This window comes from Burkholderia semiarida, assembly GCF_029268935.1.
In the GTDB taxonomy this organism is placed as follows: domain Bacteria; phylum Pseudomonadota; class Gammaproteobacteria; order Burkholderiales; family Burkholderiaceae; genus Burkholderia; species Burkholderia semiarida.
The window spans coordinates 61,870-82,838 of the sequence record NZ_JAHLCL010000008.1 but is presented as its reverse complement, the minus strand read 5'-3'; the positions used below and the strand labels follow the sequence as shown (position 1 = coordinate 82,838).

19 protein-coding genes and 1 riboswitch are annotated in these 20,969 nt (G+C 64.9%); of the genes, 11 read left to right on the top strand and 8 right to left on the bottom strand.

Annotation, left to right across the window (positions count from 1 at the left end):
• Window positions 1–36: 36 nt before the first annotated feature.
• The gene (locus KPB06_RS23620; protein WP_059579804.1) at window positions 37–669 is read right to left on the bottom strand and encodes a LysE family translocator; all 633 of its coding nucleotides are present in this window, start codon (window positions 667–669) and stop codon (window positions 37–39) included.
• Between the two features lie 589 nt (window positions 670–1,258).
• On the opposite strand from KPB06_RS23620, the gene KPB06_RS23615 reads away from it, so the two are divergent.
• From KPB06_RS23615 to KPB06_RS23600, 4 genes are all read left to right on the top strand, one after another.
• Window positions 1,259–1,582: a hypothetical protein gene (locus tag KPB06_RS23615; RefSeq protein WP_034205546.1), complete on the top strand. Its 324-nt coding sequence runs from the start codon at window positions 1,259–1,261 to the stop codon at window positions 1,580–1,582.
• A gap of 124 nt (window positions 1,583–1,706) precedes the next feature.
• Window positions 1,707–2,192: a hypothetical protein gene (locus tag KPB06_RS23610; protein ID WP_124659356.1), complete on the top strand. Its 486-nt coding sequence runs from the start codon at window positions 1,707–1,709 to the stop codon at window positions 2,190–2,192.
• A 243-nt stretch (window positions 2,193–2,435) separates the two neighbouring features.
• The gene (locus tag KPB06_RS23605) at window positions 2,436–3,905 is read left to right on the top strand and encodes a PepSY-associated TM helix domain-containing protein (RefSeq protein ID WP_089465357.1); all 1,470 of its coding nucleotides are present in this window, start codon (window positions 2,436–2,438) and stop codon (window positions 3,903–3,905) included.
• A 40-nt stretch (window positions 3,906–3,945) separates the two neighbouring features.
• Window positions 3,946–6,063, top strand: coding sequence for a TonB-dependent receptor (locus tag KPB06_RS23600; RefSeq protein WP_089465356.1), 2,118 nt, complete (start codon window positions 3,946–3,948; stop codon window positions 6,061–6,063).
• Window positions 6,064–6,157: 94 nt separating this feature from the next.
• On the opposite strand, the gene KPB06_RS23595 is transcribed toward KPB06_RS23600, so the two are convergent.
• Complete coding sequence (locus tag KPB06_RS23595) at window positions 6,158–7,390, bottom strand: NADH:flavin oxidoreductase/NADH oxidase family protein (RefSeq protein WP_275906003.1); 1,233 nt, start codon at window positions 7,388–7,390, stop codon at window positions 6,158–6,160.
• Window positions 7,391–7,467: 77 nt separating this feature from the next.
• Here KPB06_RS23595 and KPB06_RS23590 point away from each other — a divergent pair, with 77 nt between their 5' ends.
• Entirely contained in the window at window positions 7,468–7,926 is a 459-nt protein-coding gene (locus KPB06_RS23590) for a MerR family transcriptional regulator (RefSeq protein WP_275906004.1), read from the top strand.
• A 176-nt stretch (window positions 7,927–8,102) separates the two neighbouring features.
• On the top strand, window positions 8,103–8,423 hold the full coding sequence (locus tag KPB06_RS23585) for a DUF1330 domain-containing protein (RefSeq protein ID WP_059579788.1): 321 nt from the start codon (window positions 8,103–8,105) through the stop codon (window positions 8,421–8,423).
• A 28-nt stretch (window positions 8,424–8,451) separates the two neighbouring features.
• Here KPB06_RS23585 and KPB06_RS23580 read toward each other — a convergent pair whose 3' ends face one another.
• On the bottom strand, window positions 8,452–9,288 hold the full coding sequence (locus KPB06_RS23580; protein WP_089465355.1) for an NAD-dependent epimerase/dehydratase family protein: 837 nt from the start codon (window positions 9,286–9,288) through the stop codon (window positions 8,452–8,454).
• Window positions 9,289–9,359: 71 nt separating this feature from the next.
• Between KPB06_RS23580 and KPB06_RS23575 the strand changes: the two genes are divergently transcribed.
• On the top strand, window positions 9,360–10,463 hold the full coding sequence (locus KPB06_RS23575; RefSeq protein ID WP_081066557.1) for a LacI family DNA-binding transcriptional regulator: 1,104 nt from the start codon (window positions 9,360–9,362) through the stop codon (window positions 10,461–10,463).
• Between the two features lie 80 nt (window positions 10,464–10,543).
• On the opposite strand, the gene KPB06_RS23570 is transcribed toward KPB06_RS23575, so the two are convergent.
• Window positions 10,544–11,836: an MFS transporter gene (locus KPB06_RS23570; protein WP_059579857.1), complete on the bottom strand. Its 1,293-nt coding sequence runs from the start codon at window positions 11,834–11,836 to the stop codon at window positions 10,544–10,546.
• Between the two features lie 413 nt (window positions 11,837–12,249).
• On the opposite strand from KPB06_RS23570, the gene KPB06_RS23565 reads away from it, so the two are divergent.
• On the top strand, window positions 12,250–12,783 hold the full coding sequence (locus KPB06_RS23565; protein WP_275906005.1) for a methylated-DNA--[protein]-cysteine S-methyltransferase: 534 nt from the start codon (window positions 12,250–12,252) through the stop codon (window positions 12,781–12,783).
• Between the two features lie 68 nt (window positions 12,784–12,851).
• Here KPB06_RS23565 and KPB06_RS23560 read toward each other — a convergent pair whose 3' ends face one another.
• A complete protein-coding gene (locus KPB06_RS23560) occupies window positions 12,852–13,343 on the bottom strand; it encodes an Lrp/AsnC family transcriptional regulator (protein ID WP_059640479.1) in 492 nt (163 codons plus the stop codon).
• Window positions 13,344–13,499: 156 nt separating this feature from the next.
• On the opposite strand from KPB06_RS23560, the gene glmS reads away from it, so the two are divergent.
• A complete protein-coding gene (gene glmS / locus KPB06_RS23555) occupies window positions 13,500–15,329 on the top strand; it encodes a glutamine--fructose-6-phosphate transaminase (isomerizing) (protein WP_059579767.1) in 1,830 nt (609 codons plus the stop codon).
• 309 nt (window positions 15,330–15,638) lie between these two features.
• Window positions 15,639–16,463, top strand: coding sequence for a DUF5131 family protein (locus KPB06_RS23550; RefSeq protein WP_275906006.1), 825 nt, complete (start codon window positions 15,639–15,641; stop codon window positions 16,461–16,463).
• Here the strand turns inward: KPB06_RS23550 and KPB06_RS23545 are convergent.
• Window positions 16,456–17,721, bottom strand: coding sequence for a three-Cys-motif partner protein TcmP (locus tag KPB06_RS23545; RefSeq protein WP_275906007.1), 1,266 nt, complete (start codon window positions 17,719–17,721; stop codon window positions 16,456–16,458). The two genes, KPB06_RS23550 and KPB06_RS23545, sit on opposite strands and share 8 nt — an antisense overlap.
• Window positions 17,722–17,837: 116 nt before the next feature.
• On the opposite strand from KPB06_RS23545, the gene tcmP reads away from it, so the two are divergent.
• Complete coding sequence (gene tcmP, locus KPB06_RS23540) at window positions 17,838–18,677, top strand: three-Cys-motif partner protein TcmP (RefSeq protein ID WP_275906008.1); 840 nt, start codon at window positions 17,838–17,840, stop codon at window positions 18,675–18,677.
• Between the two features lie 122 nt (window positions 18,678–18,799).
• On the opposite strand, the gene KPB06_RS23535 is transcribed toward tcmP, so the two are convergent.
• Entirely contained in the window at window positions 18,800–19,156 is a 357-nt protein-coding gene (locus KPB06_RS23535; RefSeq protein WP_275906009.1) for a hypothetical protein, read from the bottom strand.
• 42 nt (window positions 19,157–19,198) lie between these two features.
• Window positions 19,199–19,302: riboswitch (SAM-I-IV-variant riboswitch) on the bottom strand.
• 150 nt (window positions 19,303–19,452) lie between these two features.
• The gene (locus KPB06_RS23530; RefSeq protein WP_306427098.1) at window positions 19,453–20,241 is read right to left on the bottom strand and encodes a hypothetical protein; all 789 of its coding nucleotides are present in this window, start codon (window positions 20,239–20,241) and stop codon (window positions 19,453–19,455) included.
• Window positions 20,242–20,969 lie beyond the last annotated feature (728 nt).

Genomic DNA, 20,969 nt, shown 5'->3' with positions numbered 1-20,969 from the left:
GCCGGTGCGGCGCAGGCTCCGGCACACGCTGCACGGCTAAACGTTCGTCGCCAGCAGCCGAACGCCCGCCACGCCGAACACGACGGCCAGACACGCTTCCATCGCACGCCGCCCGCGCACGTACAGCCGGCGCGCACCGTCCATCGAGAACACCAGCGCGTAGCCGCCGAACACCACGCAGCCGATCGCGAGGCAGCCCGGCACGACGGCGCCGTGCGCGCCGCCCGCGCCGTTCGACGACAGCGCGACGATCGACACCCACACGAGGATCGCCTTCGGATTGGTCAGGTGCAGCATCGCGCCGCGCACGTAGAAACGCGACAGCCGCTGCTCGCGCGCCGCGTTCGCGGTTGCAGCCGGCGGGCCCGACAGCGCCATGCGCCCCGACTTGAACGCGAGCCACAGCAGGTACAGCCCGCCGAACACCTTGATCGCGACCAGCAGCTTCGACCACGCGAGCAGCGCGGCCGAGACGCCGAGCGCCGCCACCGTTGCCCAGAACATCGACCCCGAAATCACGCCGAGCGCGAACGCGAGCGCCGCCTTGCGGCCCTGGTTCGCGGCGACTGACATGATCGCGAGATTGCTGGGGCCGGGGCTGGCCGTGCCGATGAAATAGGCGGTGTAGGCAAGCAGCAGGTTGGCGGAGAAGAAGGCGTGGGCGTTCATGTCGCACCTCGGGAGATGATCGGGAGATTGTCGGCAAACCCGCACCGTGTGCCCATGGACAATTGCGCGGCGATTCGCTGGGCCAGTTGCGTGACCATGCAACCGATTGCCGCGCGCCGGACCGTCTCTGTTTTGAAACAACCGGCGCGCGCGCCGCCGGTTCGCGCGACGCGGCGGCACACGCGCCATGCAGACGTTTCCCGGCAGCGGACGCACGGCGGGCGTGGCGCAACCGCACGGCACGCGCGATGCCGGCCGTTCGCCGGCAGATACGCGCGGCCCGCCCGAGGTCCGCGTTACGTTACATACATGAAGCATTTCGCATCGTCGCGCCGCGTCGGGCGCCCGGGTCCGCCCACCTCCCGCCCGTAGACACCCTCGTCGATCACCTGCGCGATCCAGTCCCGGCGGGACTCGCCGACCGATGCCGGATCACGGCTCAACATTGCTCAACAATCGTCCGACGGGGCTGGTACGGAATCTGCATTCCGTTCGGGCAGAAGCCGCGCCCCATACCGCGCGGACATGATTCACCCTCGGGCGCTCCACGGATCCGCCCGTACGATATGCACACGCAACGAGGCTCTTCATGGATGCGCAGCCCAACTCGTCCGATTCGTCGTTCCAGCTCTTCCTCGCGAAGGTGCTCGAACAGCCGCTGCCCGACTGGACCGAAAAACAGCAGATGGAACTCGAGATGGCGCGCACGCTGTCGACGCAAATGGTCACGCTCGCCGAAGACATGCGCGGCCGCGCGCCCGATCTCGCACGCTGCCTCGTGCTGCTCCGCTACGCGAAGGTGCTCGACTTCATGCTGACGTCGCTCGCCGCGCACCGCGACATCCATCCGCAGACGCTGCGCACGCTGTTCCGGCTCGCGAACCTGAAGGTCGACGACGCGTATCCGGTGTGAGCGGGCGCAACCGACCGGAGGTCGCGCAGGACCGGCGCGGCCACGCCGGCCATGCGTGATTCGCCCCACGGCACACGCACGGCCCGCCTGCCCCTCCGCGCAAACGGAGGTACAATCGCGCGCCATGAACGCACTTCGCCGCTTCCTGCTCCGGCCAGGCGTCGCGCGACAGTTGCTGTGGGGGTTCCTCCTCGTGACGCTGCTGTCCCGCGCGCTGATGTCGGGCGCCGTGATGCTCGATCCGGACGGTCCGGATGCGGGCTCGGTGGTGCTGTGTTCCGGCCAAGGCCCGCTGATCGTCACGAGCGCCGCGCTGGCCGCCCGCTTCGACGCGAGCGCGCCGATCACGCCGGCCAACGATGCGCGCGCGCTCGTCGACGCGCTCGAGCATGACGCACACGCCGACAAGGCCGCGCCCTCCGGCCACGGCGACGGCCCGTGCGCATTCGGCGCCGCGCTGTTCACCGCGCTCGCATCGTTCGCGCTGCTGGTGCTGCTGTTCCCCGCGGCGCCGCCGCGGCGCTTCCGCGTTCAATTCGACAGCCTTCCTTTCGTGCGATCGATATTCGACGATCGCCCGCCCTCCCGCGCGCCTCCTCTGTTCTGCTGAACGTTCCGCCCCGTGGCGCGTGCACGTCGACGTGCATGCGCGTTCACGCCGTTCGTTTCACCCGACCTGATTCACGCGTTCACTCGCATGCCCGCCTCGCGCGGGCGGCGCCGCCCCGCGCACCGTTTGCGCGGCGGGCCGCGCCGCCTGCCTGCGGCGATGCATGCACGCGGGTGTGACGCACGTCGACGGCAGCCGGCCCACGCCGCTCCCGCCGCTCGACGAACCCGAGGAGTTCACACCATGTCGACCACCGTCGATCGGGCCATCTCGCCCGCCCGTTCCGCCAGCGCCGGTTACCGGACGCTCTGGCGCTGGCATTTCTATGCCGGCCTGTTCGTGATGCCGTTCCTCGTGATCCTCGCGATCACGGGCACGCTCTATTGCTTCCAGCCGCAGATCGAGCCGCTGCTGTATCCGCACCGGCTGATCGTCGAGCCGCGCGCGACGCCGCGACTCGATGCCGACACGCTGCTCGCCCGCGCCCGCACCGCGATGCCGGCCGGCGCGACGCCGATTTCCGTGCAGGTCGCCACCGCGCCGGATCGCAGCGCCGAGTACGTTTTCCGGCTGCGCGACGGCAGCCGCGAGAGCGTGTACGTGAACCCGTACGACGGCAGCGTGCTCGGCACGCTCAGCGTCGAGAACCGCTTCATGCAGGTCGACCGAATGCTGCATCGCAAGCTGCTGCTCGGCAAGACCGGCGAGTTGCTGATGGAACTCGCCGCGTGCTGGACCTTCGTGATGATCGGCACCGGCATCGCGCTGTGGTGGCCGCGCGGCGCGGCAAGCGTCGGGCGCGCGCTGCGGCCCGACCTGTCGCTGCGCGGCCGGCCGCTGTGGAAGAGCCTTCACGCGACGGCCGGTATCTGGCTCGCGGCCGGCACGATCGCGTTCATCCTGTCCGGGCTGCCGTGGTCGGGCTCGTGGGGCAAGAACTTCAAGGCGCTCGCCGCGACCGTGAACCTCGGCGCGCCGGAAGGCGCGTGGGGCGGTGCATCGGTACGCTCGACGCGCCCCGGCGCCGCAGCGACGCCCGAGACTGCGCGTGCGCAGGCGGCCGCGCCGTCCGGCCATCACCACGATTCCGGGGAAGCGATGCCGGGAATGGTGATGGACGACCTGCCGTTGCCGCAGACGCCGTGGGCGGTCGGCAACGTGCCCGTGCCGCATTCGCCGTCCGCGCCGACGCCCGCGCCGCTGCCGCTGGCCCGCGCGATCGCGATCGTCGCCGGCCTCGGCGTGACGAGCGGCTACACGCTCGCGCTGCCGTCCGGCGCGGACGGCGTGTTCACCGCGTCGTACTTTCCGGCCGACCCGAAGGCCGAACGCACGATCTACGTCGACCAGTACAGCGGCGCCGTCTTGAAGGACATCCGCTATGACGACTACGGCGCGGTAGCGCGAGCCGTGTCGTACGGCACGTCGCTGCACATGGGCCGATATTTCGGGCTCGCGAACCAGATCATCTGCGCGGTGCTGTCGCTCGGGCTGGCCGCGATGGCCGTCACGGGTACCGTGATGTGGTGGAAGCGCCGCCCGGCCGGGACGCTGGGCGCACCGTCGCGCGAACGCGGCACGCCGCCGATGCGCGGCTGGATCGCCGGGCTCGTGCTGCTCGGCATCGTATTCCCGTTGATGGGGTTGACGATCGTCGCGGTCTGGTTGATCGACCGGCTGCTGTTCGGCCGCGCGGCTGCCGCAGCGGCGTGATCGATGCAAGCGCTTCCCCCATTCGAAGGAACCCGAAACAATGAAGTTCAGATTGATGCTGCCTGCTGCCGTGCTCGCGGCGCTGTCGCCGGCCGGGCAGGCACAGGAAAGTGGCGTTGACGGCACCGGCGCCACGCTCGCACCGATTCGTGTCGACGCGCACAAGGCGGCCGCCCTGACGCAACCGCTCGACACGGGCAGCCATCTCGGGCTGTCGCCGCTCGAAACGCCCGCGAGCGTCGAACAGATCAGCCGCGCGACACTCGACACGCGCGGCGACAGCTCGATCATCGACGCCGTGAGCCGCGCCGCCGGCATCAGCGCGTCGCCGCATCCGGGCAACGGCAACTCGGAGCTCGCCGCGCGCGGCTTCGTCGGCGCGTCGTCGGTCACGCAGCTGTACGACGGCGTGCGCCCGTACGGCGCGATTGGCGTCACGTTCCCGTTCGACACGTGGTCGGTCGACCATATCGACGTGCTGCGCGGCCCCGCCTCGGTGATCTACGGCGAAGGCGCGATCGGCGGCGTGGTCAACATCGTCCCGAAGAAGCCGACGCGCACGCCGATCCGCAACGAACTGCAAATCGGCGGCGGCACCGAGGGTACGGCGCGCGCCGCGTTCGGCAGCGGCGGCGCGATCAACGACAAGCTGTCGTACCGCTTCGACATCAGCGGCAACCGATCGTCCAACTGGGTCGATCGCGGCAATTCGCGCAACCTGTCGGTCTCCGGCGCGCTGCGCTACGACGTGACGCCCGACCTGTACGTGACGGCATCGTACGCGCAGGGCTTCATGCATCCGATGCAGTATTTCGGCGTGCCGCTCGTCAACGGTGCGCGCGATCGTGCGCTCGACAAGAAGAACTACAACGTCGGTGACGCCGACATCGCGTTCCGCGACAGCTGGGCCACAGTCTCGGCGAACTGGCAGCCGAGCGACGGCCTGAACGTGACGAGCACGCTGTACCGGATGAAGAGCAACCGTCACTGGAAGGATGCGGAGTACTACACGTATCTGCCGTCGAGCGCGCAAGTCCGGCGCAGCAGCTACACCGAGATCTTTCACGACCAGGAGCAGTACGGCAACGTGACGACGGCCACCGTCGGCAGTGTGCTGCTCGGGATGCGCAACACGTTTTCGGCGGGCGTCGAGTTCAACCACACGACGTTCCAGCACGACAACAACTCGCCGTATGCGGGCACGTCGACGGTCGATCCGTTCGACTTCGATCCGGGCCGTTTCATCAATACGGCCGGCACGTTTCCGAAGTACCGCAGCCAGTCGAACCAGTACGCGATGTTCGCGGAGAACCGGCTCGAGATCACGCCGCGCTGGTCGGTGATCGGCGGGCTGCGCTACGACCATGCAAGCGTGAACCGCGACGATCTCGTGAACGGCGGCGCATTCACGAAGGTGTTCGCGAATACCGGCTGGCGCATCGGCACCGTGTACGACGTGCGGCCGGGCCTCGCCGTGTACGGCCAGTACTCGGTCGCGGCCGATCCGGTCAGCTCGCTGCTGTCGCTGAATGCATCGAAGGCGAACTTCACGCTCGCGACCGGCCGGCAGATCGAGATCGGCGTCAAGCAGTCGTTTCTCGACGGCAAGGCCGAATGGACGCTCGCCGCGTACCGGATCGTCAAGAGCAACCTGCTGACGGCCGACCCGGTGAACCCGAACCAGTCGATCCAGGTCGGCCAGCAGTCGTCGCGCGGGCTGGAAGCGACGGTCGGCGCGGAGATCGCGAAGGACTGGCGCGTCGATGCGAACGTGTCGATCCTGCGCGCGAAATACGACGATTTCCAGCAGTCGTCAGGCGGCGCGACCGTGTCGCGCGCGGGCAACGTGCCGGTGTCGGTGCCGCAGCGGCTCGCGAACCTGTGGGTGAGCTGGCGCTTCGCGCCAGACTGGACGGGCATCGCGGGCGTCAAGTACGTGGGCAAGCGGTTCGCCGATACCGCGAACCAGCTCGTGATGCCGTCGTACACGACCGTCGATCTCGGCCTCGCGTGGAAGCCGCGCAAGGACACGACGATCACCGCGCGCGCGTACAACGTGTTCAATCGCCGCTACGTGCAATCCGCGTACTACAACGAGACGCAGTATCTGCTCGGCAATGACCGGCGGTTCGAGGTGCTGGCGAACTACCGCTTCTGAGCGCGCACGCCGCCGCGCAACGTGCAAGGCGGCACGGGCGCGGCGGTGTGCCGGTCAGCCTTCGGCATCGCCGCCGCCAATCCGGAGGCGCCCGTCACGCACGCGGGCCCGCCATCCACTTCCGGTAGCGCCGCGTCTGGCACTGCGCGGCCAGTTGCTCCCGCACCAGCGCGCGCAACGGCGACACCTGCGGGTGCGTACGGCGCCCTTCGCTGAGCCGCGCGAGCTGGAACTTGACGACGGCCATGTTCGCCAGCGCGCCCAGCGCCTTGTTCTTCCAGCGGATCGGCTGCAACACCGGCGCGCTGTCCTTGCCGGCGCGCCAGTCGCGCGGCAGGTTCGGGTCGATCGACAGCGCCGTCGCGATGCCGACCATCGCCACCCCGCTGTCCACCACCTGCTCGGCCACCGCACGGCGGCGGATCCCGCCCGTGACCATCAGCGGCATCCGCGCGACGGCGGTGATGTCGCGCGCGAATTCGAGGAAATACGCTTCGCGCGCGAGCGTACGGCCATCGCGCGCCTCGCCCTGCATCGCCGGCACCTCATAGCTGCCGCCCGACAGTTCGACGAGATCGACGCCGAGCGGATTCAGCAGTTCGACCACGCGCTTCGCGTCGTCCGCGCTGAAGCCGCCGCGCTGGAAATCCGCCGAGTTCAGCTTCACCGCGACGACGAATGCCGGCGACACCGCCGCGCGCACCGCCTTCACGATGTCGAGCAGCAGGCGCGCGCGATTCTCGATGCTGCCGCCCCATTGGTCTTGCCGGCGGTTCGTCAGCGGCGACAGGAACTGGCTCAGCAGATAGCCGTGCGCCGCGTGCACTTGCACGCCGGTGAAGCCGCTTTGCTCGGCGAGCTGCGCGGCGCGCACGAAGCGCTGCCGCACGTCGGCGATATCGGCTGCGGTCATTTCCTTCGGCACCGGAAACTGCTTCGACAGCGCGCCGAGCGCGAGCGGCACGGCCGACGGCGCGAGCGTCGTCTGGCCGAGCGCCGCCTGCATCTGGCGCCCAGGGTGATTGATCTGCATCCACACGTGTCCACCGCCCGAGCGCGCGATCTGCGCCCAGCGGCGGAAGCGATCGAGATGCGCGTCGCTTTCGAGCACGACGCCGTTCGGCCCCGTCATCGCGCGGCCGTCCACCATCACGTTGCCGGTCAGGATCAGGCCGACCTGACCGTCGGCCCACGCCTGGTACAGGCGCAGCAACGCGTCGGACGGCGCGTGGTCCGCGTCGGCCATGTTTTCTTCCATCGCGGCCTTGGCCAGACGGTTCGGAATCACCGCCCCGTTGGGCAGTGTGAGGGGCGCAAACAGATTCATGGTGAGCATCCTCGATTGACGATGCCCAACGATAACTTTAAAGTCAACTTTAAGGTCAAGCCCTTTTGGAGCCCACCATGAAAATCGGCGAACTGGCGAAGGCGAGCGGCCTCGCCGCGTCGCGCATCCGCTTCTACGAAGCGAGCGGCCTGCTCGAACCGGCCCGCCGGCAGGCGAACGGTTATCGGGAATACGGGCCGGAAGCGTTGACGCGGCTCGCGATCATCGACCGCGCGCAATGCGCGGGCTTCTCGCTCGACGAGATTCGTGCGGTGCTGCCGCCGGATCTCGGCGCGTGGCCGCACGACGAACTGCTGGACGCGCTGCGGCACAAGGTCGGCGAAATCGCGCTGCTCGAACGGCGTCTCGCGCAGAACCGGCAGCATCTGGAAACGCTGATCGACGCGATCGAAAACAAGCCGGCCGGCGAGGATTGCACGGGCGCCGCGCAGCGGATGCTCGACCGGCTGTGCGAGCAGGCCAGCGAGCCGCTGGAACCGGCGCCCGTCGTGCGGCCTGCACGCAAGCGGGCGTGATGGAGTGTGCTGCGGGATTGCGTCGCGTCGTCCGTCGATCGATGCGCTCGCGGCCTGAAGCGCGACACGGCGCGGTTGTCGCGATTTGCTTACGTCGCAGGTAATCGACGCGCGCCGCCCGCGCCGCGATCATGGCCCCATCGACTCACGCACCGCATCCCGCCAAGGAGCCCGCCATGACCGCCTACGCCATCGCCCACCTGCACGACGTCGAGATGTGCGACGACATCGTCGAATACCTCGAACGGATCGACGGCACGCTCGCGCCGTACGACGGCCATTTCGTGATTCACGGCGCACGGCCCGAAGTGCGCGAAGGCGTGTGGCGCGGCGACCTGATCGCGATCGCGTTTCCCGATCTCGACGCGGCGCGCGCGTGGTACGACTCGGATGCGTACCGGCAAATCCAGCCGCTGCGCGCACGCCACGCGAGCGGCCCGTTGATCCTGATCGACGGTGTCGACGAACGGCACAAGGCAACCGATATCCTGCGTTGACGATTGACGCCGGCGACGCCGGCAGCGCTTACGACACCTTCCGCTCCATCGGCTCCCCGACGACGAACCCGCCGCCCTGGAACCGCTGCGCGGGATCGTCGTACTCGGCGGTCGGCGCCGTCACCGGGAACAGCCCGGCGAACTGCTCGGAGCTGTCGCGCGGGCGGAAGCCGAGGAAGCCGACCTTCGTGTTGTCCCACCACTTCACCGGGTTGTCCGACGCACCGTAGACGATCGCGTGCCCGACGCGGTTCGTCAGCAGCGAGCAGCGCACGAGCTCGATGAAATCGCGATAGCTGAGGAACGTGACGAGCATGCGCGGATTCTTCGGCACCTCGAACGACGAACCGATCCGCAGGCATACGGTTTCGATCCCGAAGCGGTCGAAGTAGTAGCGCGACAGCGATTCGCCGAAGCATTTCGTCACGCCGTACAGGCTGTCCGGGCGCAGCGGCGCATCGGCATCGAGCACTTCGGTGACCGGATGGAAACCGATCGCATGGTTCGAGCTCGCGAACACGACGCGCTTCACGCCATGCTTGCGCGCGGCTTCGTACAGGTTGTACGTGCCGATGATGTTCGCGCCGACCAGATCGTCGAACGGCGCATCGACGGAAATGCCGCCGAGATGGACGATCGCGTCGACACCTTCGACGAGCTGCATCACGGCCGGCCGATCGGCCAGATCGACGACGCGGAGCTCTTCATGGGCGGCCGCGTCGCCGAGCGCCGCGATGTCGCTGACGCGCACGACGTCGGCCCAGTCGGCGAGCGCGCCGCGCAACTGGCGGCCGAGGTTGCCGGCCGCGCCCGTCAGCAGCAGCCGGCCGAACGGTTTGCGCGCGGCGGTGGATGAGGCGTTCATCGAATCTCCTTGGATCTGATCTAAACCGGAAAACGTTTTCCAACTATACGCGGACGCCGCGCCGGACGTCAATGGTCGGACCTGTTCGCGGCCATCCGCATTTTCCCGATATCGCCGTACGGCCGCGGGCGGGCTTTTTCTGCCACAATCCGGCGTTATCGAACGAAAACGTTACCCTTCGGATGAAAAAAGTTTCCCCGACGATCCGCGACGTGGCCGCGGAAGCCGGCGTGTCAGTCGCGACGGTATCGAAGTACGTGAACGGCACGCAGCGCTTCTCGCCGACCGTCGAGGCACGGCTGAAGGAAGCCATCGAGCGGCTCGGCTACCGATCGAACCCGCTCGCGCGTTCGATGATCACCGGCCGCACGCGCACCATCGGCCTCGTGATCCTCGACATCAGCAACCCGCACTTCACGAACGTCGTGAAAGGCGCGAACCGCGTCGCGCTGCAGCACGACTACACGCTGCTGCTCGTCGACACCGAGGAGAACCAGACGCGCGAACGCTCGCTGATCGAAGCGCTCGCGCAGCGCGTCGACGGGCTGATCGTCAGCACGCGGATGCCCGACGAGGAAGCCGGCTGGATGCTCGACCTCAACAAGCCGCTCGTGCTGCTGCGTCGCAGCCCCGGCCTGCCGATTCCGAGCGTCGGCATCGACAACCGGCTGTCGACCTACATGCTCGCGCGTCACCTGCTCAACCTCGGCCACACGCGCATCGCGTATCTCGGCTTCGGCACCGCGCGCGTGAACGACGAACGGATCCAGGGCGCGCGCGACTGCCTCGCCGAAGCGGGGCTCACGCTCGACGTCCACGACGCGCACGCGCCGACCGCCGAGGCCGGCGAGCGCGCGTGCTCGCGCGTGATGCTCGGGCCGCAGCGCCCGCAAGCCGTGATCTGCTACAACGACCTGATCGCGCTCGGCTTCATGAAGGAGGCCGCGTCGCTCGGCTTCCGGCTGCCGCAGGACGTGTCCGTCGCCGGCATCGACAACGTGCCGTACGGCGCATACGCGGCGCCCGCGCTGACGACCGTCGACATCCAGAGCGAGAACATGGGCGAGCTCGCGATGCAGAAGCTGATCGACGCGCTCGCCGGGCGCACCGACGCGAGCTATTCGACGTTCGAGCCGCGGCTGATCATGCGCGCGTCGACGGCCGCGGCGAGCTGACGCGGTCGCGACGCGCCCTTTCCCCCAACGCAAAAAGGAAGCGCCGCCCGAGGGCGGCGCATTCGTTTGCCGGAATGCGCTTACGCGTCGAGTTTCGCGGGCTTCATCTTCGGCGTGAGCACATGCATCACGGCCAGCGCGATCAGGTAGGCCGATGCGCCGATCGCGAACAGCACCCAGTAGTGGCCGGTGCGCTGCAGCACCTGGCCGATCACTTCCGAGAACAGCACGCCGCCGATCGAGCCGGCCATCCCGCCGATACCAACCACCGACGCGACCGCGCGGCGCGGGAACAGGTCGGAGGCCGTCGTGAACAGGTTCGCCGACCAGCCCTGGTGCGCGGCGGCGGCGAGGCCGACGATCAGCACCGCGATCCACAGGCTCTGCACCTGCGACACGAACGCGATCGGCAGCACGCAGCATGCGCAGATCAGCATCGCCGTCTTCCGCGCACGGTTCACGCTCCAGCCCGCACGCAGCAGCATCGACGACAGCCAGCCGCCGCCGATGCTGCCGACCGTCGTCAGCGCATAGATGCAGACGAGCGGCAAGCCGATGTGCTGCATGTCCATCCCGCGCGACTCGTTGAGCCACTTCGGCAGCCAGAACAGGTAGAACCACCACACCGGATCGGTCAGGAACTTGCCGACCAGAAAGGCCCACGTCTCGCGCTTGCGGATCAGTTCGCCCCAGCGCGGCGCGCCGGCGTTCGCATTGGCCGCGTCGAGCGCTTCGGCTTCGTCGCGCGGCTCGTCGTATTCCGCGGCGAGCGCGCGCGTGTCGGCCGTGCGATACATCACCAGCCACACCGCGAGCCACACGATGCCGATCGCGCCGATGATCACGAACGCCGCGCGCCAGCCGTAGGCCACCGCGATCGCCGGGATGATCGCCGGCGCGAACACCGCGCCGATGTTCGCGCCCGAGTTGAAGATGCCGGTGGCGAGCGCGCGTTCGCGGCGCGGGAACCATTCGGCCGTCGTCTTGATCGCGGCCGGGAAGTTGCCGCCCTCGCCGATCCCGAGCAGCGCGCGCACGAACGCGAAGCCCGCCACCGAGCCGACGGCCGCGTGCAGCATCGCGGCGATGCTCCACACCAGCATCGCGACCGCGTACGACACGCGCGTGCCGAGCCAGTCGACGATGCGCCCGAAACCGAGCAGGCCCAGCGCATAGAACGCGGAAAACGCCATCACGATGCGGCCGTACTGCACCTGGCTCCAGCCGATGTCGTGCTGGAGCATCGGCGCGAGCAGGCCGAGGATCTGCCGATCCATGTAGTTGATCACGGTCGCGAAAAACAGCAGCGCACAGACGGTCCAGCGGTAGCGGCTCGCGGCCGCGCGCACGGCGCCGACGACGGCAGAGGGCATGAATGTCTCCGATGCGCGGTCGCGCCCGTCGCGCCGCACCAAGTTCGTTGACCGGCGACCGGCGCCGGGGCGAACGGCCCGCGCGCTCGCGCACAGGCCCTTTCACCAACCAATCTGGAAAACGTTTTTCAAAGGATAGGCCGCCTACCGGCACCGTGTCAGTCGGGGATTTCGATGAGTCATCTCAAATTGGTCGCGAGAAAAGAGACGACTGTTTCGCAGAGTGGTATTAACCGTTTTTCCGCTGATTTTCCCGCCGCGGCGTGGCGGTCGCGCGGCCGCCGAAACGCACGACCGATTCCGGCCGGAATCGACGGCGAGGATGGTTTACAGTCGTCACATGCGGCGCGCCGGGCGCCGTGACGCGCGTATGCCGCACTGCATATGTGGCGCCTTCATGGAGATGTGTCGCGATGACTCCCGCTCACCTGATTCCGAGCCCGCTGGGCGACATCGCCGTACGCATCGAGGACGATGCGCTGACCGGCCTGTACTTCGTCGGCCAGAAATACTTTCCGTCGCTTGCGATCGCGACCGAAGCGGACGCGCACGCGATGTCGCCCATCGCGCGCCAGGTCGCGGAAGAAATCGCCGAGTACTTCACCGGCGCGCGCGACACGTTCGCGGTGCCGATCCACCTGCGCGGCACCGCGTTTCAGCGACGCGTATGGAAGGAACTGCTCGCGATTCCGTTCGGCGAACTCGTGTCGTACGGCGACATCACCGAGCGCGTCGGGCTGCCGATGAGCGGCGCGCGCGCCGTGGGCGGCGCGGTCGGCCGCAATCCGATATCGATCATCGTGCCGTGCCACCGCGTGGTCGGCGCATCGGGCAGCCTGACCGGCTATGCGGGCGGCATCGAGCGCAAACGTGCGCTGCTGTCGCTCGAAGGCGCCGGGTTTTCGCGCGGCATGCATCAACCGATGCAGCAGGCGCTCGCGTTCTGACGCCATTCGGTGAACGACAGCCCCGTGTCCTGCCGGAACAGCCGCGACAGCGCTGCCGGTCACCCACGCTATGTGCGCTTGCGCATCGCATGCGCGACCCGCGCGTTCGCCTCGAATTTCGCGCGATGCGTCGAGAAAAACGTCCGCACGTTGCGGACGTTCGACGCGCCGGTGAACAGCCGCCGCGCGAATTCGTCGTATTCGGCCACGTCCGCCAGATCGGCGATCACGACGAAATCCGGCCCCGGCGACACGCGGTAGCACTGCGTGACGGCCGGCTCCGCGCACACGTACGCTTCGAACGTGTCGTAGTCCTCGGCCGTCTGCCGGTCGAGGCTGATCTCGATCAGCGCGGTGACGGCCGTGCCGATCGCGACCGGGTCGAGCACCGCAACCTGCCGGCGGATCACGCCGGCCTCCGTCAGCCGCCGCACGCGGCGCATGCAGGTAGGTGGCGACGACAGCGCGCGCTCGGCCAGTTGCAGGTTCGACACCGACGCATCCTCCTGCAGGATCGCGAGGATGCGCAGGTCGAGATCGTCGAGGGTGATGCCAGGCATCGGCTGCTCCTTCCGGTTAGCGAATGAAATTTAATTTCAACATGATAATCTATCCACGGTTAATTTCACCTATGATGATTTTTTGAAATTTAATTCCATCTCGCTGGCTCTACCATCGCTCTCACTGATCCAGACAGGACATTTACGGAGCGCGATATGTGTGGAATTGTCGGGGCGGTAGCCCAGCGGGACATCCTGCCGAACCTCGTCGACGGCCTGAAGCGGCTCGAATACCGCGGCTACGATTCGTGCGGCGTCGTGGTCTACCGCGACCGCGCGCTGGCGCGCGCCCGAAGCGTCGATCGTGTCGCGAATCTGCAGCGCGAGATCGCCGCGCAGGCGTTGTCCGGTTACACCGGCATCGCGCATACGCGCTGGGCCACGCATGGCGCGCCCGTCACGCTCAACGCGCATCCGCATTTCTCACCGAGCGACGCGAATGCGCGCATCGCGCTGTCGCACAACGGGATCATCGAGAACTGCGATCAACTGCGCGCGGAGCTGCAGGCGCACGGCTACGTGTTTGCCAGCCAGACCGACAGCGAGGCGATCGCGCACCTGATCGATCATCTGTACGACGGCGATCTGTTCGAGGCCGTGCGGCTTGCGGTCGCGCGACTGCGCGGCAGCTATGCGATCGCGGTGATGTGCCGCGACGAGCCGCACCGGATCGTCGGCGCGCGCGACGGGATGCCGCTCGTCGTCGGGGCCGGCGAAGGCGAGAATTTTCTGGCGTCCGATGCGATGGCGCTGTCGGGCATCACCGATCGCATTGCGTACCTGGAGAACGGCGACGTCGCCGATATCCAACTGCATCGCTACTGGATCGTCGATGCGGCCGGCCAGCGCGTCGAGCGCGCGGTGCAACGCGTCGCCGCGCATAGCGGCGCGGCCGATCTCGGGTCGTACCGCTACTACATGCAGAAGGAAATCTTCGAACAGCCGCAGGCCGTGGCCGATACGCTGCTCGACGTTTCGTCGATCATGCCCGAGCTGTTCGGCGACGGCGCGTGGCGCGTGTTCAATGACGTCGATTCGGTGCTGCTGCTCGCGTGCGGCGGCAGCTATCACGCGGCGCTAACCGCGAAGTACTGGATCGAGAGCATTGCGAAGCTGCCGGCCAGCGTCGAGATTGCCAGCGAGTTCCGCTATCGCGACAGCGTGCCGAATTCGCGCACGCTGGTGGTTGCGGTGTCGCAGAGCGGCGAGACGGCCGATGTGCTCGGGGCCGTGCATGTCGCGAAACGCAGCGGGATGATGCATACGCTCGCGATCTGCAACGTCGCGACGAGTGCGCTGATGCGCGAATGTGCGTTGCAGTTCGTGACGCGTGCGGGAATCGAGATCGGGGTGGCTTCGACGAAGGCATTTACGACGCAGCTCGTCGCGCTGTTCCTGCTGACGCTGTCACTGGCGCAGGTGCGCGGGCGGCTGAGCGACGACGAAGAAAAGGAACATCTGCGTGCGCTGCGGCACCTGCCCGACGCGATGTCGAAGGTGCTCGCGCTGGAACCGCAGATCATGGCGTGGTCGGAATTGCTCGCGCGACGCGACAACATGCTGTTTCTCGGGCGCGGGATGCATTATCCGATCGCGCTCGAAGGCGCGCTGAAGATGAAGGAGATTTCCTATATTCATGCGGAGGCTTATCCGGCCGGCGAGCTGAAGCATGGGCCGCTGGCGCTCGTCAGCAACGAAATGCCGGTGATCGCGGTCGCGCCGAACGACATGCTGCTCGAGAAGCTCAGGTCGAACATGCATGAGGTCAGTGCGCGCAATGGGCGGCTGTTCGTGTTCGCGGATGTGGACTGCGGGTTGGTGCCGAGCGAGGGGATCGAGGTGATTCGGCTGAACGAGTACTACGGGCCTTTGTCGCCAATCCTGCATACGGTGCCGATGCAATTGCTCGCGTATCACGCGGCGCTCGCGCGGGGAACGGATATCGATAAGCCGCGGAATTTGGCTAAGTCGGTGACGGTGGAGTGAGGGCGGGGCCGCGTCCTATTGAACATGCGTCATCAGCTCTTGTGAACCAAACATGGCGGGTGCGAATTGCCGCGCGCCGCCGCTGCCCGCTCGCCCAAACGTCGTGAAAAGGTCAGGCGTACTCGCTTCCTGGTTCTCAGTGATTGTGGACCATGCGTCACGGCGCACCACCCCACGCCGGAAATAGACAATCACATTCCTCAATTCACTGTATAAATATACAGGATCGGTTCTTCTCTATATACTTCGAGGGTTGAAGTGCGGGAGATTATGTGTCTGCGCTTTCGAGCACCGAGAAAACGTGAGCACATGACAGAAGCATGGCTATTTCGCAACAGCCGCCGGAAGCCCGATAAAATCGCAACCAAATTGAGAGGTCGAATAATGAGCGGCGGGCAAAGCAAGATTGAGTGGACGGAACGCACCTGGAACCCAACGGTTGGATGCACGAAAGTTTCCAAGGGCTGCAAGAACTGCTACGCCGAAGGCATGGCGAAGCGATTGCACGCTATGGGCACTCCTGGCTATGAGAATGGCTTCAAACTGACGATTCTACCGAATCGCCTGGACGAACCATTGAAGCGCAAGATTCCAACGGTGTATTTCGTCAATTCGATGTCCGACCTGTTCCACCGCTCAGTCCCTGACGCCTACATCACCCAGGTATTCGACGCGATTCGCGCATGCCCTCAGCACACGTTCCAGATTCTCACGAAGCGCGCTGAGCGGCTCGCGAACTACTGCAGCCGTCGCGATATTCCGGGAAACGCCTGGCTCGGTGTGACTGTAGAGGACCGTCGGTATGGGGTACCTCGCATCGATGAGCTGCGGGCGGTGCAAGGCGGTGTGCGCTTCCTGTCCGTCGAACCGCTACTCGAAGACCTCGGAACACTGAATCTCGAGAACATTGACTGGGTCATCGTGGGTGGCGAATCAGGCGCGAAGGCACGCCCAATGCTCGAAGAGTGGGTGCAGGGCGTCAAGCTCCAGTGCGAGGAGCAAGGCGTGAAATTCTTCTTCAAGCAGTGGGGTACATGGGGCAGCGACGGCGTACGTCGCTCCAAGGGCGCGAACGGGCGGCTCCTCGAAGGACGTACCTGGGACGATATGCCCGACCGCGTGCAGCTTACGTAAAGAACTTTCGCTGCGGCGAGTATTCGATGATATCGGAGGGCTTGTAGTGCTTTGACGGCCGCCGCACTCTGTCGTCTTTATTCGACACCACAATACTCCCTGATGTATGCAAGCCCCGGATAACCATTTGCAGCCGAGTTTCGTCTGCGATAGTGTTGGAAATGTGGTCAGTGAGCAGTTGCCGGACGGTGAGCGGCTGCTGGCGGTCTGACAAGATGCGGCCGAGGTCTTCCTTCAATGTCTCGATGCAGAGTTCTGCCCCACCAGCGTCGAAGAGGATGGACTGACCAGTATATTGCTCATCCCGCTTCGGATCGTAGCCCAGTATGAAGAGTCCCGGTTCAAGCTCGTGTCCGAACTCGCTTGAGTGCGCCCAGTGCAGCGACTTCATCACGTCGTGGGCCTTGTATTGCTGCGACAAGTGCACAAGCCAGTAGCTCCACGGATTGGCCGAGTCTGGCCGAACAAAGAACAGTGTCATGTACGGCGCGCCTGTTTCGGTTTTGATCCCATGCGCGACGTAACGTTGGAGCGCCACCCGTCCAGACTCCGCCTTAATTTGCCCCAGTTGTTTCCATGGGATGTACTGCTCAATGCCGATACTGCGCACTGCCTTCCGATTTGCCTCTCTGTCACTGATATAGGTAAGAAGCGAGTCGACATTGAAGGTCATGATGACTTCTGCGTTCGGCAGTTCGGTCATCAGCCATCGAAGCTTGTCCATCGGAACGGCGTTGTAGCTGTACTGGTCAAGCAGAAAAATCGCCCGGCCGCCGCCTCGGCGTGCCTTGATACGCTCCACAATTCTCGGTAGCTCATCGAGAAATCCACTATTCAGTACTCTGGACCGCTCGAAGTCCTGCTGCGCGATGGCGCCTTCCGCTCGCCGCCTTTCCAAGTGCTGACAAAGATACTCCGCAGATTCCCGCTTCTTCTCCACGAAGAAAAATTCAGTGTCCACTTCACGCAGCGTGCGCCGACCAACATTGAGAGCGGCTCGCGCCAGATGCGTCCCCCGCATCATAAGCAGAGGCGTGCCATCAACTGATTTTGCCTGTTCGTTGAGGTACTCGCCGCCGCCGGCAAACCCATCGACCAATGTCAAAGTTAGTTTGGGCATGGTCGGCAAACTCATCAGGGTCTCGATGTATTGCTGAACATACTCCTCGACAATCGCGTGCTTAACGGCGCTGTGCTGGTCAAGAAGCGGCGGGGGATGTCCAACCTGCCAGAAATACTTGTCTTCTGTTTTTGCCATGCTTGGTGTAATGCGGGCTCTTGGTCTACCGAAAGATTATCAGGTTTTAGTAAATATTTCGAAATAGCGGCATACTATTTGACATCACCATGCCTCCCCAAAATACGAGACAAAGCGTGGCCCCAAAAAATGACGACAAGTTTGTCATCGATCCGGCGGATGGTCTGCCGGTCATGAAGGTTGGTCCTTGGTCGGAAGACAAGCATGTAGCGCTGTCTCGTTATGTCGACGCAGCCCGCAAAGCTCGCGCCAAATGGCCATATGCTTCGTTTATCGACCTTTTTTCGGGTCCCGGACGAGTCATGAACCGTGAATCGGGAGTTATCTCCGATGGCGGTGTGTTATCAGCGTGGCGCATGTCGGAACGCGGCGGAGCGCCATTCGACGAGATATACATCGCCGATGCCGATCCCGGAAGCGTGGAAGCTTGTAGCTCGCGACTTCGCGCAGCAGGCGCGAAAGTACAGGCACGTGTAGGCAACGCATCCAAGACCGTTGACTGGGTGCTTGGGACGCTTCCGAGGGGCTTACACTTCGCCTTCCTCGATCCGTTCAACATCGAGCACTTGGACTTCGAGATTATCCGCAAGCTTGCCGCTCGGCCGAACATAGATCTCTTGATTCACTTCAGCGTAATGGACGTTCAGCGAAACATCGGTACCGACTTCAATCTAGCCTGTTCTCGGTTGGATGCGGCCGCGCCGGGGTGGCGCAACAATTTGCGGTTGAAAGAGATTCCCAAGCACGCACAAGTCAGCGCGTATCTTGAGTATTGGGAATCGCTGGTCACCGACCTCACTAAGATGCAGGTTGCCCAGTCCAAGCCACTATTCGTCAATTCGAACAAGGGACCGCTATATCGCCTCATCCATCTTGCCCGTCATCCGCTCGCTACAAAGCTTTGGAATGACGCTGCGTTGCCGGCATCGCATCAGCAGTCTTTCCCTGGTATGTGACTGCTGGTTGCGTGGATGACTGCGTCCGCTACAACGGGTAATAGGTAGCGCCATGTACCTATCGCTGTACCACGGTGACCTCCCAAGGAACTGCGTTGCCCAGACAACGACTTGCAGCCAGACTAACGACCATCCTCCGACACATGTCCGGCCCGTGGCGCCCCCACCCGAACGAAATGATGCTCGACCCTCGTCCGGAGCACGCCATCGAGCGCGGCGAGCCGTTCACGCAGCCGAACCGCTTGCCCTTCCGTCATCTCGCCGAGCACGATCTTTTGTTCGAGCACGTCGCCACAGCGGGTGATGGCCCACCGGTCGACCGTCGCCGTTTCGCCTTCGAGTACGGCAGCCGCGGTCGAAACAATGCCCGGATTCCGTCTCGAAACGAGATGAACCGTATGCGTCAACGTGAAACCGGGAAGAAAACGCGACCAGTCTTCACAGACCGTCGGATGGGAAGCGGAGGAAACTTGGCTCATGGTTGCTCCGGATGAATGGTTATCGAACCGGTGCCAGCCATGCTGCTCCCGTTTCGTTGCCGTCAATCGGCCGCATCGCCTCGAGGGCGTCCACCTTGCCCGGGAGGGCAGGTTGGCGTCGGAAAACCCGACTCTGGATGCTTGAATTCTCACGTTCGACATTCCGAACTTGGGTCCATTATACCGAAAACCCGGCGTTGAACAAGCGGCCCCGGAACGCGCCGCTTCGGCGGGATGGTTCCGCTGATCCGGCCCTTCCCTATCCGTGCGCCTGCATGACCGGCCCGCCGGAACCGCTACTTCGACAACCGCAGCTTCTTCGACACCACGACGCCGCTCGACGGACTCACCAGCCAGATATCGCGGAGATCCATGTGCAACGTGGAGATTCTCGTCGAAATGTCCGTCGGCTCCTCGATACTCGGATCGGCGTGTTCGGTTTGTTCGGTCAGGTAAGGCCGAACCAGGCGCCCGGAAAAAACGAGTGCGAAGTCGCCTTGCGTCCGCGCGTACTCGGCGGCCGAAAGCCGCATGCGGCTCCTGACCGTGGTCTTTTTGCCTTGTCCGGCGTCGAGTTCGATGATGTCGACGTGCTGGATGTACCCTTTTGCCTTCGCTTCCGGCGCAATCACGAGCCCACGCCCTCGCGGCCCCGTCGTCACCCTTCTGAGCAGGATGCCTGCCCGGCCGTCGCGCTCCGCATCGAACAGGTCGACATCCAGCGTCAGCAGGTGCGGCCGTGACCGGTATCTCAGCCCGTACCGCACCGGCACCACGAATGTCACGTCACGATCCAGACCGACGGCCGCCAGGTCGGGATCCGGGCCGTGCCGGCCGGCGGCGCCGGAGACCGCGCCGCGAATCCGATCACGCAACGAAGGCGGGAGCGTATTGACGTGCAGCTTCTGCAACGCATCGCGGATGGCAACCGGATCGTCGCCGACGATCGGTCGTGCCGCGGACGTGCCGTGATCGACAGCCGCCGCGACGTGCGTCGCGCCGTCGCCAGCCTCCACTTGTGCATGCGCCGCGACTGGCGCCAGCATCGCCACGGCGACGATGCACGCGAAGCGTGAACAACCCAATTTGAATCTCCGGTGAAACACGACGAACTCCCGAACGCTTCCAGATCGATCAACGACGAGCACTATAGGGTGGAATGATCGGCCACGCACCCGCCATCTGGAATTGGCCGATGCCGGCACGCGTCGCCACAGATTCATTGTCGGCCCGGCGGCACGTCAATGGGCAACACTACCGTGTTGCCTTGGCGACAACAACCGACGCAAAGCGCGCGGCGGCGCCCGTCGCGCATCCGCAAACGCATCCCGCGCCATCGCCTGACTCGCGACACACGTTCGGATCCGGCACGCCATTCACGCGCGCATTCGCGCCGCGACTCGCCCGCCGATAGTCCGGCGACGCATACCCGCATCGCCCGCTTCGACAACCGGTAGTGAAGCGCGGTGCTGATCAAATCATCCTGCATTTTCGACATTCGATCGGCGAGTGGGCATATCGCGCGCCAGAGCGCAAGCCCGCTCGCATCGATTTCAATGGCATGACATATCGCTGCTCGCATTGAGTCGGGACAATTCCGATTTTTCAACCTACCACTCAATCATGTCCGGACAAAAAAGCCCTACTTCGACGATATTGGAAAACGAGTCGAGACAAATACCAATCCAGAATAGTTGAATCGACACATTCTCATTCACACAAAATCCCCGCCTAAACCAAACAAACATTAACCATTGTTTCAAAAGAAGTTATTTTCCATCTCAAAATAAAAATATCAGTTAAAGATAGAAAT